The following is a 12,317-nucleotide window of genomic DNA, read 5'->3' as shown; positions in this document are numbered from 1 at the left end:
CCGGACGAGGGTACGGAGCGGGTCCTACGTGCCCGCCAGCCAGTCGGGGTCGCCGACGAGGGCGAGCACCTCGCGGGGGGTGTCGACGAACCGTGGATCGCCCGCCGCACCGCGCTGCCAGGTCAGGGCGCGGGCGACGACGGCGGCCCGGCAGGCGGTCTCGGCGAGCCGCACGAGCTCCTCGTGGGGTGCGAGGTCGGCGAAGGCGTCGAGATAGGCGTCGCGGGGCCGGGTGATCGCGGGGTCGTCCGCGGCGACCTGCAACGTCCGCCGCAGCGAACCCAGCGCGACGAGCAGGCTGGCGAACGGGTGGGCGAGCACGGCGTCGCCCCAGTCGGCGAAGCGCCCGTCGACCAGGACGTTGCCCACGTGCAGGTCCTGGTGGTCGACGGTCGGGGCGGCCGTCCCGTCGAGCTCGCTCGCCCACCCGGCGACGAGGGCGCGGCGGTCGTCGTCGGGGCCGCCGATGGTCGCCACCGCCTCGCCGAAGCGGTCGACCAGCGCGCCGGGGGTGGCGTCGGGGACGGCCGTGGCCCGGAGGTCACCGAGGTGCGCGGCCAGGGCGCGCTGCAGGCGGGCGTAGCGCGGGAGGGCCGCCGTCATCGCGTCGGAGGGGTCCGCGTCGGTGTCGCGGACGCTGGGGCCGTGGTCGGGCAGGAGGAGCCGCCGGTCGTCGACGGCGAGCGGCGCCGCGACGGCGTCCGGGGCGAGGCGGGCGATCAGGGCGTGCAGCGGGACCTCGTGCGCCATGCCGGGCGCGGGCTCCTTGAGCCAGAGCGGGCCCTCGGCCGTCGGGATGCGCAGCACCGTCGACCAGGCGCGGTGGCGCTGCTCGACCTCGCCGGTCGGCCGCAGGCCGGTGGTCTCCGCGACCCACGCGAGCACCTCGTCGCGCCAGGCGGCGGTCCCGCGGGTGGTCATGTGCGCGGTCCCACGGCGTCGTGGACGACGTCCCTGCGCGGAGCGAAGAGTGCCGCCGTGGCGACGACGGCGGCACCGCCGAGAAGGGTGGCGGTCAGGCCGATCGCGTCGGCGACGACGCCGCCGAGCAGCGGGCCGCACAGCAGCCCGATCGCCTGTGCCCGGACCGCGGCCGCGGAGCCGGCGGAGGGCTGGTCGGAGTAGAGGCGGGTGCCCCAGAGGACGGTCACGTTGACGATCGTGTTGTAGGCGACGCCGAACGCCGCGGCGGCGACCATCACGGCGACGAAGTGGTCCGGCGCCACCCCGATGGTCGCGATGGCGGCTGCCTCCACGAGCGCGCCGAGGACGAAGGTCGACGTCGCGCCGAGGCGACTGATCAGGTCGGCGGCGCCGCCGGCCAGCAGGCTGGTGACGCCGGCGACGCCGAGCAGGGCGCGTCCGGCGGTCTGGTCGAGGCCGGCGGTGCGCGCGGCGTCGACGGCGAAGGTCCAGAACGGAGCGCTGCCCAGCCCGACCAGGAGGGCAGCGGCGAGCATGGGCGCCGCGGCGCGGCCCCGGCGTGGTCCAGGGGGGCCGTCCCGTGGTGGGTCGACCGGCGCCTGGGTGCCGCGCGACAGCACGGAGGCGGCGAGCAGGGTGCTCGCGGTGGCGCAGACGGCGAAGCCGAGGAAGGCACTGCGCCAGGCATCGCCCGCCGCGATCGCGATGGGCGCGGCGATCGCGACGCCCCAGCCGGTGCCGCAGCTGATCGTGGACAGCGTCCGGGCCCGGACCGTCGCGGGCAGCCGGTCGACGGCGTCGGCGAACGGGGGCTGCACGAGCCCGGCGCTCGCGCCGGCGGTCGCCACCCCGAGGGCGAGCACGGCGGGGCCGTGGGCGACGGCGATGACGGTCGTCCCGGCCACGGCCAGCAGCCCGCCCGCGACCACGGTCGCGCGTTGACCGACGCGGGCGACGAGCCTGCCGACCACGCTGGCCGTGCCGACATAGGTGACGTAGGCCAGCGTCCCGACGGCCCCGAGCGTGGTGGCGGTGAGCGCGAGGTCGTCCTTGATGTCGGGCAGCAGCAGCCCGTAGCCGTACCGGGCCATCCCGAAGGCGGTCGCCACCGCCGCCGATCCGGCGAGCGCGAGCACGATCGCCGACGGCGGTGCCGAGCGGTCGACGTCGCGCCGGCGGTTAACGGAACGACCCCGTGGTGTGCTGGAGCGGGCACGAGGGTCCTGAGTAGCAGGCGTCCCGATCGCAGAGCCGGCACGCACGGACCGCGTCGGCCCGATCGGTTGCCAGGCCCGCCGCCACACGGCTCAGCAGCTGCTCGAGCGCGGCGCGCTCCGGTCCGGACAGGTCTACGAGCAGAGGTGCCAGCGCTCGGGCGCGTGCGGCGAGGACGGCGCCGGCCAGGCGCGAACCCTCGTCCGTGAGCACGAGGGCCGCCGTGCGGCGATCCGCCCCGGGCCCGCGACGGACGAGGCCGCGCTCCACGAGCCGGTCGACCAGGCGCACCGCGGCCGGCTGGGAGCGCCCCACGATGCCGGCCAGCTCGCCCACCGACCCGCCCGGCCACGCCTGGATGTGCACCAGCGTGCCCGCCTCGGCCTCGCTGACCCCGGAGTCGTCGCCCACCGCGGCACGCAACCGGTCCAGGACCCCGAGGGCGGTGACGCCCAGGAGCTGGTCGAGCCGGTCCATATCGTATGCGTACCACATCTGATGCACTCTGCATATGTTGCAAGCGCCCGCCGCGCGTCCCTACGACGCCGACTACCGTGCCCGGCGTGCTCGTCGTCCTGCCGCCGTCGGAGACCAAGGCGCCCGGTGGGCGCGGGCGCCCGCTCGACCTTGACGCGCTCTCGTTCCCGTCGCTGAACCCGACGCGCAAGGTGCTGGTCGACGAGGTCGTGGCGCTGGCCGCCGACCTGCCGGCCTCGCGGGCGGCGCTGGACATCTCCGAGCGCCAGGACGATGAGATCGCCCGCAACGCCGCCCTGTGGACCGCGCCGACGGCGCCGGCGCTGCGGCGCTACACCGGGGTGCTGTACGACGCGCTGGATCCGGCGTCGCTGACCCCGGCCGCCCGGCGTCGCCTGCTCGTCTGCTCGGCGCTGTTCGGGCTGGTCGGTGGCACCGACCCGATCCCCGCCTACCGGCTCTCGGGCGGGAGCGCGCTGCCGGGTCGTGACGGGTTGCGGACGCTGTGGCGCCCCGAGCTGATGCCCCTGCTCGCCGACGCCGACGACCTGGTCGTCGACCTGCGCTCGGGTCCCTACGCCGCGCTCGGCCCGGCCCGGGGCGCGGTGACCCTCGACGTGCACAGCGAGGCGGCGGACGGCTCGCGCACGGTGGTCAGCCACGCGAACAAGTCGCACAAGGGCCGCGCCGCCCGGCTCCTGGCGTCCTCCCGGCGGCGCCCGAAGGACGCCGGCGGGGTCCTCGCGCTCCTGCGCGACGCGGGCCTGCGCGTCGAGCAGGCCGGCGACCACGCCCTGGTGCTCGTCGTCCCCCGCTGAGTCGTGTGATCGACGGGGCTTTCCTGGCGTTGGGTGCAAGCGTGGACGCAGGGCTTGCACTCAGTGCAGGTCGGCCAGCACCGCGTCCGAGAAGGGCGGCCAGGCGGACTTGGCCCAGTCGCCGAAGTCGCGGTCGGTCAGGGCCACGGCGGCCGCGCCGGCGTCCGGGTCCACCCACAGGAACGTGCCGGACTGGCCGAAGTGGCCGAAGGTGCGCGGGGAGTTCGACGCCCCCGTCCAGTGCGGGGACTTGCCGTCGCGCAGCTCGAACCCCAGACCCCAGTCGTTGGGCTTCTGGTGCCCGAAGCCCGGGATCGTGCCGTTGAGCCCGGGGAACTGCACCGACGTCGCCTCGGCCAGCGTCGACGGGTGGAGCAGGGTCGGCGCCTGGAGCTCGGCGGCGAGGCGGAGCATGTCGTCCAGCGTCGAGGTCGCGCCGTGGCCCGGCGAGCCGTCGAGGGTCGTCGACGACATCCCGAGCGGCTCGAGCACCGCCTCGTGCAGGTAGTCGGCGAAGCCGATGCCGGTCGCCTCCTCGATCGTCGAGGCGAGGACCTCGAAGCCCGCCGACGAGTACAGCCGCCGCGCGCCGACCTCGGCCACCGAGCGGTGCTCGCCGAACGCCAGCCCCGAGGTGTGGGCGAGCAGGTGGCGCACCGTCGAGCCCTCGGGCCCGGCGGGCTGGTCGAGGGCGATCGCCTCCTCCTCGACCGCCACCAGCGCCCCGTAGGCCACCAGCGGCTTGGTCACGGACGCCAGCGGGAAGCGCCGGGCGCCGTCACCGCGGGTACCGCGCACCGTGCCGTCTGTGGTCACCACGCCGGCGGCGGCGTGCTCGACGGGCCACTCGTCGATCAGGGCGAGGCTCTGCACCCGCGCGAGCCTAGGGTCAGCCGGCGAGCGCGTCCCGGACCGCGCCCGCGGCGTCGTCGAGCAGCGACTTGCCGGCGTCGTAGCCCCGCGGCTGGTTGGACATCAGCACGACGACGTAGCGGCCGTCGACGTCGGGCAGGCCCGTCGAGTGCAGGTCGATGCTCGACTGCAGGCAGCACAGCCAGCCCTGCTTGGCCGCCGCGGCCCCGCGGCGGTCCGGGTCCAGCAGGCCGAACGCCTGGTCGAACCCGTCCGCGGCGGTGTCCTGCGCCCCCTCCAGGCCCGAGAGCACGACGTCCCGGTCGGCGGGGCTCAGTCGCGTGAGGACGAAGCCGTAGACCGTGGCGACGTCCCGCGCCGACGTCTCGACCTCGCCCCACTGCCCCACGCGCGCGGGCGGCCGGGTCTGCGTGAGGCCCAGCCGCGCGGCGATGCGCGTGACGCCCTCCTCGCCCCCGAAGCGCGACCACAGGCCGTTCATCGCCTCGTCGTCGCTGAGGCTCAGGGCGCGCCGGATGCGCTCGTCGTCGGCGGCGGTGGTGGTCACCTGGCCCGTCTCCCGCCGCGACAGGATGTCCGCGATCGTGAACAGCTTGGCCACCGACGCCGCGCGCAGCTGGGTGTCGCCCTGGTCGTTCGTGGTCGTCTGGCCCGTGCTGCGGTCGAGCACGGCCACGCCGAGCGTGACGTCCTCGCGTTCCTGCCCGGCGGAGGCGGTGGCGTCGACGGCCGCCCGGGCCAGCGACGGCGTCGGGGCCGGGGTCTGGGGCGCCACCCTGGGTGGTGGCGTCGCCACCACCGGCCCAGGCACCGACGCCGGGGTGGTCGGCCGCGGTCCGGCGGTCGAGCAGCCGGCCACGAGAGCCGTGACCACGAGCACGGACGCGGCGAAACGACGTCTGCGGCCGGCGATCACACCGATGATCCTCCGCCCGATCGTGTGAGATCCGCGCGTCGACACCCGGCCGGAGCCGCCGACGTCACATGACCGTCACGCCGCCAGGACGACGTCGTCGGCGCGCAGGGCGGCGACGACGTGCTCGGTCATGGACCGCTGGACCGCCCACTGGCGCCCGGGCTTGGTCATCGCGGTGAGCCGCAGCGTCATGCCCGACGACGACAGCGACTCGACCCCGAGCACCTGGGGCTTCCGGAGCACGTCCGGTCCGTGGCCGTACTCGTCGATCCCGGCGGTGGCCGCCTGCTCGGCGGTCGCCGCGGCGCGGGTGATGTCGGTGTCGAGGGCCAGCGGCACGTCGACGACGGCGACGGCGTGGTCCTGCGAGCCGTTGCCGACGCGCTCGATCGTGCCGTTGCGCACATACCAGACCATGCCGGCGACGTCGCGCACCGTCGTCGTGCGCAGGCCGACGCGCTCGATGGTGCCGACCGCGTCACCGAGGTCGACGTGGTCGCCGACGCCGTACTGGTCCTCGAGCAGCATGAAGATCCCGGACAGGAAGTCCTTGACCAGGTTCTGGGCCCCGAAGCCGATGGCCAGCCCGAGCACGCCCGCGGAGGCGAGCACCGGCGCGAGGTTCACACCGAACTGGCTCAGCACCATCATGGACGCGGTCCCGAAGATCAGGATCGTCGCGGCGTTCCGGATCACGGAGCCGACGGTGCGGGCGCGCTGGGCCCGTCGGGCGGACCCGAAGGCCTCGATGCGGTCGGCGTCGCTGACGCCGCGCCGCCGTCGCAGCAGGCTGAGCATCCCGGGCACGCCGGCTCCGGCGGCGACGTGCCCGATGACGCGGTTGACGACGAAGCGCAGGACCACGGCGACGAGCACGATGAGCGCGACGGTGACGCTGACATGGACGAGACCGTCGACGGTGAGGGCAGGGGCGAACGGCACGGCGACCACCTCGGGGAGCGGGGAGCTGAGCAGCGGGGAGCGCTGGTCTGGAGATGCCGGCACCGCACCGTGCCGGACGATCCGGTAGGTCGCAAACCACCTGGGCACACGCGCGTGTCCGGCCGATCGGGGCGTCCGGCACCCTTCGTCACACGCGGGCCCCGCACGAACGGGCGCGTCGAACGGGTGTCGGAGCCGGGAGCGGGGTAGAGAACCGGACATGGCGACCAGTAGCGCGGGCACGACCCGCCGCGACCGATCCCCCTTCCTGGTCGCCGCCGCCGTGGTGGCCGCCGTACCCGGGCTGGTCCTGCACGTCGCGGGCCTCTCGCTGTCCCCGCCGGTCGACGCCCTGCTCTACGGCCTGGCGATCATCGGGGCGGCCTTCCTGCTGTCCTGGGCCGCGGAGGCCGCGCAGGTCGACATCTCGGCGGGTCTCGCGATCGCGCTGCTCGCGCTCGTCGCGGTGCTGCCCGAGTACGCCGTCGACTTCGTGTTCACCATCCAGGGCGGCGAGGCGTACGCCCAGTACGGCCCGACGTGTCTGCCGCCGGGCTCGACGGAGCAGTCGCCCTGTGGCCTGGCGCTGGCCAACATGACAGGGGCCAACCGGATCCTCGTCGGCGTCGGGTGGGCGCTCGTCGTGCTGCTCGCCGCGTTCCGGCTGCGCCGAGGGGGCGCCGACGCTGGGCAGGACGGCCGCGCCGGCACGTCGCACGAGCCGGGCCGCCCGACGAAGGTGACGCTGGAGCGCACCGACTCCGTGCCGCTGGTGTTCCTGCTCATCGCGACGCTCTACTCGCTGACCCTGCCGCTGCGCGAGAGCATCACGCTCGTCGACACCGTCGTCCTCGTCGGGATCTTCGTGCTCTACAGCATCCGGGTGTCGAAGGCGCCCGCCGAGGACCCCGACCTCATCGGCCCGTCCGCCTGGGTCGGTCGGATGGACGCCCCGAAGCGCCGAACCGGCTACATCGGGCTCTTCGTCGTCGCCGCCGTGATCATCCTGCTGTGCGCCGAGCCCTTCGCCGAGTCGCTCGTCGAGACCGGCACCGAGCTGGGCATCAGCCAGTTCTTCCTCGTCCAGTGGCTCGCCCCGCTGGCGTCCGAGGCGCCCGAGCTGCTCGTCGCCGGGCTCTACGCCTGGCGTCTCAAGACCACCGACGCGCTGGCCACGCTGGTGTCGTCGAAGGTCAACCAGTGGTCGCTGCTCGTCGGCACGCTTCCGGTGGTGTTCGCCCTGTCGGCCGGCTCGTTCAACGGCCTGCCCATCGACGCGATGCAGCGCGAGGAGCTGCTGATCACCGCGGCGCAGTCGCTCTTCGCCGTGGCGCTGCTGGTGACGCTGTCGATCACCGTGGTCGGCGCGCTGAGCCTGCTCGGGCTCTTCGCCGCCCAGTTCGTCCTCGCCGCGACCCTGCCCCCGCCCCTGCAGGAGCTCGAGCTGCTGGTGCTCTCCGTCGTCTACCTGATCGCCGCGATCGTGCTGTTCGTCCGGCACCGCCAGGCCCTGGTGAGCCTGGTCCGCGACGGCCTGCGCACCCCGTACTCCGACCTGACCGAGGCGAAGTGAGCGACCGCAGACTGGCCGTGATGCTCGTACACGGCGTCGAGAGCGCGGGCGAGCAGTACGCCGCCCGGGCGACCGAGCTCCTGCGCTCCGAGTTCACCCGCATCGCGGGCGTCTCCGCCGACGAGGCGCTGGTCATCGAGCCCGCGTTCTGGGCGCCGGTGTTCGAATCGGGGCAGGAGCAGCTCAGCGAGCGCCTCAGCGGTCCCGGGGCGACGTGGCTGCTGAACATGCTCGACGCGCTCGCCGCGCGGGCGAGCCAGGGCTCGACCCCCGCGCTGCTGGCGGCGGCGTCCACGGCGGGCCTGCGCTGGCTGCCCGGGCTCGAGAACGCGCACTTCCCCACCCTGCGCTGGCTGATCGTGCACTACCTGGGCGACGCCGTGGCCTACCGCTCGGGCACCGACGGGACGGGGCACTACGAGCAGGTCCAGGCCGTGCTGGCCCGCAGCCTGCACGAGCTCGCCCTCAAGGCCGGCGACGACGCCCCGCTGGCGGTGCTCGGGCACAGCCTCGGCAGCGTCGTCGCCAGCGACTTCCTCTACGACCTGCAGGGCGTGGCGCACGGGACCCCGCTGTCCCCCGGCGCCCGGGCGGCCCTCGACGACACCCCGATCGAGCGGGGCGAGACGTTCGGCTGGTTCTACACACTCGGCAGCCCGCTGGCCCTGTGGGCGCAGCGCCACCCGGAGTTCGGCGTCCCGCTGACGGTGCCGCACCCGGAGTTCCCCGAGCACCACCCGGACCAGCGCGGCGAGTGGGTCAACGTCTACGACCCCGACGACGTCATCGCCTCACCGCTGCGCCCGCTCAGCGACGCCTGGGCGCGCGCAGTGCGCGAGGACCGGCGGGTCGGTGTCGGGCCGTGGTGGCTCGGCTGGACGCCCCTGGCCCACCCGTACTACTGGAACGACCGCCGCGTCGTCACACCGATCGCCTCGCAGCTCGCCCAGGCCTGGCACCGCCTCTGAGCTGCGTGCACGGGATCACTCGCCGCGCACACCGGCGTCGACGAGCGCCCGGCACACCGTCGGCCCGGGAGAGTTCGTCGCCCGCACGCACTGCCGGTAGGCCCGGGCCGCGGACGGTCCGGACACCACCGGCCCCTCGTCGTCGGCGGTCTCCCGAGGCGCCGTCACGGTGGTGCGCGACGTCCGGGTGCTCCGGGTCGTGGTGGGCCGGGACGTCGACGACCGCGGGGACGTGGCCGTGGTGGTCGTGGTGGTCGTGGTGGTCGTCGTGGGCGGTGGTGCCACCGCGCGCGGGGTCGTCGGCGGCGGGGCCGCGTCCGTCGTGGTCGGCACGGCGGCGGGCGCCACCGCCACCACGGGTGCGACCGGCGCCTCGCTCGTTCGCACGATCTGGGTGCCGGCACCGAGGCCGACGGCCAACGTCGCGACGGCGAGCGCCGCCACGGCCCACGAACGGATCTCCGTCATGACGACGCATCGCGAGACCGGCCCCCGGAGTTACCTCCAGGGACACGATCGGTGGGCACGGCTCACGCGCGCGCCCGCTCCACCTGCTCGATCCGGTCCTCGGCGGCCTCGTCGGTCAGCCTGCGGCCGGCCTCGGCGTCGCGGGTGAGGTTCTCCCCCGTCTTGGGGTCGAAGACGTGCACCTTGCGGGTGTCGAGCCAGAACTCCGCCTCGCGGCCCTCACGGATGCGGCTGGTGGAGTCGATCGATACGACGGCCTGGGTGCGCAGCTGGTCGGAGTCGAGCTCGCGGGAGAGCTTCTTGAGCTGCTCGGTGACGTCCGCCGGCGCCTCGTACGGGATGTAGGCGTACTGGGCGTCGCCGAGCCACTCGGTGACGTCCACCCGGGCGTTGAACGTCGTCCCGCGCGGCTTCTTGGCCTCGTCGACGAGGCTCGCGTCCTCGAAGTACTCGGGGCGGATGCCGACCAGCAGCAGGTCGTGGCCGCTGACCTTCGTCGCCCGCTCCTCGTCCAGCTCGATCTCGCCGAACGGGGTCTGCAGCGCGTTCCCCGACACCGACGCGGGCAGGAAGTTCATGGGCGGCGAGCCGATGAACCCGGCGACGAAGAGGTTGACGGGCTGCTCGTAGAGCTCGCGCGGCGACGCCACCTGCTGGATGACGCCCTTGCGCAGCACGCACACACGGTCGCCGAGCGTCATGGCCTCGGTCTGGTCGTGGGTGACGTAGACCGTCGTGATGCCGAGCCTGCGCTGCAGGCGCGCGATCTCGGTGCGCATCTGGCCGCGGAGCTTCGCGTCGAGGTTCGACAGCGGCTCGTCGAAGAGGAACGCGTCGGCGGCGCGGACGATCGCCCGACCCATGGCCACGCGCTGGCGCTGACCACCCGAGAGGTTCGCCGGCTTGCGCTCGAGGTGCTCGCGCAGCTCGAGGACGTCGGCGGCCTCGTCGACCCGCTTGCGGACCTCGTCGTCCGACACCTTCGCCAGACGCAGCGGGAACGCGATGTTCTCGTAGACGGTCAGGTGCGGGTAGAGCGCGTAGTTCTGGAACACCATCGACAGGTTCCGGTCGCGCGGCGCCCTGTCGTTGACCCGGTTCCCGGCGATGACCATGTCGCCCGAGGTGATGTCCTCGAGCCCCACGATCATCCGCAGCAGCGTCGACTTCCCGCAGCCCGACGGCCCGACCAGGATCATGAACTCGCCGTCGGCGATGTCGAGGCTCACGTCGTTCACGGCGGGGAAGCCGTCGCCGTACTTCTTGACGATGTGGCTCATCTCGATCGAGGCCATGGTTATCCCTTCACGGCGCCGTTGGTCAGACCGGCGACGATACGTCGCTGGAAGAGGAGGACGAGGACGATCACCGGGATCGTCACGATGACCGCCGCGGCGGCGATGGGTCCGTTCGGGGACTCGAACTGCGAGGCACCGGAGAACAGACCGAGGGCCGCGGGCACCGGTCTCGCCGCCTCGGTGGAGGTCAGCGAGATGCCGTAGACGAAGTCGTTCCAGGCCAGGAAGAACGCGATGATCGCCGTGGTGAACACGCCGGGCGCGGCGAGCGGGACGATCACCTTGCGGAACGCCTGCCACGGCGTGGCCCCGTCGACCTGGGCGGCCTGCTCCATCTCCCACGGGATCTCGCGGAAGAAGGCCGACAGCGTCCAGATCGAGATCGGCAGCGTCAGCGACAGGTACGGGATGATGAGGCCCGGCCAGGTGTTGTAGAGCCCGATCTGGCGCCACAGGTTGAACAGCGGCGTGACGATCGAGATCACAGGGAAGATGGCGACGGCCAGCGCCGTCGACAGGATGATCTTCTTGCCCGGGAAGTCGAGGCGCGCGATCGCGTAGGCCGCGAACATCGACAGCAGGCACGAGATGAACGTGGCGATCAGGCAGATGCCGAACGAGTTCACCAGCGCCGGCAGGAAGAGCCCGGCCGCGTCGCCGACGAGGATCTGCTCGTAGTTCGCGCCGGAGAACGCGGTGGGCAGGAACTGCCCGTTGGCGATGTCGTCCGAGGACTTGAACGACAGCGACACGATCCACGCCACCGGGAAGAGGCAGTAGATGATGATGATCAGGCCGCCGATTCCCCAGCCGACCTTCTCGCGGGTGGACACCGTCTACTCCCCTCGCGCCTGGGACAGGTCGACCTTGAAGCCCTTGATGAACAGCGCGCTGATCAGCACCACCGACAGGAACAACAGCACCGACACCGCCGACCCCAGCCCGATCTCGACGCGCTCGATCGTCTGCCGGTAGGCCAGGAACGAGACGGTCTCCGTGCTGTTGGCACCCGCCGTCATGACGAACACCGAGTCGAAGACGCGGAACGCGTCCAGGGTGCGGAACAGGACGGCGACCATGATCGCCGCCTTCATGTTCGGCAGCGTCACCCGCCGCAGCCGCTGCCACGCCGTCGCGCCGTCGACCTTGGCCGCCTCCTGGAGCACGTCGGGCACCTGGGCCAGGCCCGCGAGGAGCAGCAGCGAGATGAACGGCGTGGTCTTCCAGATCTCGGCCAGGCAGATCACGAACAGCGAGAGGCCCTGCGTGCCGAACCAGTCGGTGGTCGCCGAGACCCCCGGGATCCACGAGAACCAGGAGTTCACGAACCCGGAGTCGACGCTGAACGCGAACTGCCAGGCGAACGCGGAGACCACGGTGATCACCGCGTACGGGATGAGGATGACCGTGCGCAGGACCGGCCGCAGCCCCCGCAGCGCGTTGAGCATCACCAGCGCGAGCCCGAAGCCCAGGACCAGCTCGACCGCCACCGTGACGACGGTGATGAAGGCGGTGACGCCGAACGAGGTCCACCAGACCGAGTCGGTGAGGATGACGCCGTAGTTGCCCAGGCCGACGAACGACGAGTTCTGAGGGTCGGTGAGGCGGTAGTCGAACAGCGAGTCGTAGATCGCCTGGACGATCGGGTACGCCGTGACCAGCAGCATCACTGCGAAGGCGGGGCCTGCGAGGTACCAGCCGAGCCGGCGCTCGGCCCGCGACTTGTCGTTGCGGTTGCCGGCGGTGGGATCGACGGCGCTGGTGGGTCGGTCCATCGTCGTACTCACAGGCCACCCCCGTCCGACGGCAGCACGGTGGCGACGCAGGAGCGACCGGACAGCAAGG

Annotated in this window: 13 protein-coding genes; 3 read left to right on the top strand and 10 right to left on the bottom strand. The window is 73.2% G+C overall.

The annotated features are described in order from the left end of the window. Positions 1-24 precede the first annotated feature (24 nt). From OG774_RS21035 to OG774_RS21025, 3 genes are read right to left on the bottom strand one after another with little or no spacing between them, the layout of a single operon-like run. The gene (locus OG774_RS21035; protein WP_328304005.1) at positions 25-921 is read right to left on the bottom strand and encodes an aminoglycoside phosphotransferase family protein; all 897 of its coding nucleotides are present in this window, start codon (positions 919-921) and stop codon (positions 25-27) included. Continuing rightward, positions 918-2,060, bottom strand: a complete 1,143-nt coding sequence (locus tag OG774_RS21030; protein WP_328304003.1) for an MFS transporter — start codon at positions 2,058-2,060, stop codon at positions 918-920. The genes OG774_RS21035 and OG774_RS21030 overlap by 4 nt, the downstream gene beginning before the upstream one ends. 43 nt (positions 2,061-2,103) lie before the next feature. Further along, a complete protein-coding gene (locus tag OG774_RS21025) occupies positions 2,104-2,634 on the bottom strand; it encodes a MarR family winged helix-turn-helix transcriptional regulator (RefSeq protein WP_328304001.1) in 531 nt (176 codons plus the stop codon). Positions 2,635-2,702: 68 nt separating this feature from the next. Between OG774_RS21025 and OG774_RS21020 the strand changes: the two genes are divergently transcribed. Then, on the top strand, positions 2,703-3,434 hold the full coding sequence (locus OG774_RS21020) for a YaaA family protein (protein WP_328303999.1): 732 nt from the start codon (positions 2,703-2,705) through the stop codon (positions 3,432-3,434). A 60-nt stretch (positions 3,435-3,494) separates the two neighbouring features. Here the strand turns inward: OG774_RS21020 and OG774_RS21015 are convergent, their stop codons facing one another. The 3 genes from OG774_RS21015 to OG774_RS21005 form a co-directional block, all read right to left on the bottom strand. Beyond that, positions 3,495-4,307 (bottom strand): serine hydrolase domain-containing protein, encoded by an 813-nt coding sequence (locus OG774_RS21015; protein ID WP_328303996.1) that lies wholly within the window; start codon positions 4,305-4,307, stop codon positions 3,495-3,497. 16 nt (positions 4,308-4,323) lie between these two features. Then, a complete protein-coding gene (locus tag OG774_RS21010) occupies positions 4,324-5,082 on the bottom strand; it encodes a serine hydrolase (protein WP_328303994.1) in 759 nt (252 codons plus the stop codon). 216 nt (positions 5,083-5,298) lie between these two features. Continuing rightward, positions 5,299-6,165 (bottom strand): mechanosensitive ion channel family protein, encoded by an 867-nt coding sequence (locus OG774_RS21005; protein ID WP_328303992.1) that lies wholly within the window; start codon positions 6,163-6,165, stop codon positions 5,299-5,301. A gap of 220 nt (positions 6,166-6,385) precedes the next feature. On the opposite strand from OG774_RS21005, the gene OG774_RS21000 reads away from it, so the two are divergent. Both OG774_RS21000 and OG774_RS20995 read left to right on the top strand, forming a co-directional pair. Beyond that, the gene (locus OG774_RS21000) at positions 6,386-7,738 is read left to right on the top strand and encodes a sodium:proton exchanger (protein ID WP_328303990.1); all 1,353 of its coding nucleotides are present in this window, start codon (positions 6,386-6,388) and stop codon (positions 7,736-7,738) included. Continuing rightward, a complete protein-coding gene (locus OG774_RS20995; protein WP_328303988.1) occupies positions 7,735-8,706 on the top strand; it encodes a hypothetical protein in 972 nt (323 codons plus the stop codon). Before OG774_RS21000 ends, OG774_RS20995 begins: the two co-directional genes overlap by 4 nt. A gap of 15 nt (positions 8,707-8,721) precedes the next feature. Here OG774_RS20995 and OG774_RS20990 read toward each other — a convergent pair whose 3' ends face one another. From OG774_RS20990 to OG774_RS20975, 4 genes are all read right to left on the bottom strand, one after another. After that, entirely contained in the window at positions 8,722-9,174 is a 453-nt protein-coding gene (locus OG774_RS20990; protein ID WP_328303986.1) for a hypothetical protein, read from the bottom strand. A 62-nt stretch (positions 9,175-9,236) separates the two neighbouring features. Next, positions 9,237-10,469: an ABC transporter ATP-binding protein gene (locus OG774_RS20985; RefSeq protein WP_328303984.1), complete on the bottom strand. Its 1,233-nt coding sequence runs from the start codon at positions 10,467-10,469 to the stop codon at positions 9,237-9,239. 2 nt (positions 10,470-10,471) lie between these two features. Beyond that, positions 10,472-11,305, bottom strand: coding sequence for a carbohydrate ABC transporter permease (locus tag OG774_RS20980; RefSeq protein WP_328303982.1), 834 nt, complete (start codon positions 11,303-11,305; stop codon positions 10,472-10,474). 3 nt (positions 11,306-11,308) lie between these two features. Then, entirely contained in the window at positions 11,309-12,247 is a 939-nt protein-coding gene (locus OG774_RS20975) for a carbohydrate ABC transporter permease (protein WP_328303980.1), read from the bottom strand. Positions 12,248-12,317 lie beyond the last annotated feature (70 nt).

The organism is Actinomycetospora sp. NBC_00405, from assembly GCF_036044095.1.
Taxonomy (GTDB): Bacteria; Actinomycetota; Actinomycetes; order Mycobacteriales; family Pseudonocardiaceae; genus Actinomycetospora; species Actinomycetospora callitridis.
This window is presented reverse-complemented; position numbering and strand designations above follow the sequence as displayed.

Excerpts from the sequence above, each read along its gene's own strand:
- OG774_RS21035 (WP_328304005.1), bottom strand. The coding sequence starts at position 921 with ATGACCACCCGCGGGACCGCCGCCTGGCGCGACGAGGTGCTCGCGTGG.
- OG774_RS21025 (WP_328304001.1), bottom strand. The coding sequence starts at position 2,634 with ATGTGGTACGCATACGATATGGACCGGCTCGACCAGCTCCTGGGCGTC.
- OG774_RS21000 (WP_328303990.1), top strand. The coding sequence starts at position 6,386 with ATGGCGACCAGTAGCGCGGGCACGACCCGCCGCGACCGATCCCCCTTC.
- OG774_RS20990 (WP_328303986.1), bottom strand. The coding sequence starts at position 9,174 with ATGACGGAGATCCGTTCGTGGGCCGTGGCGGCGCTCGCCGTCGCGACG.
- OG774_RS20985 (WP_328303984.1), bottom strand. The coding sequence starts at position 10,469 with ATGGCCTCGATCGAGATGAGCCACATCGTCAAGAAGTACGGCGACGGC.
- OG774_RS20975 (WP_328303980.1), bottom strand. The coding sequence starts at position 12,247 with ATGGACCGACCCACCAGCGCCGTCGATCCCACCGCCGGCAACCGCAAC.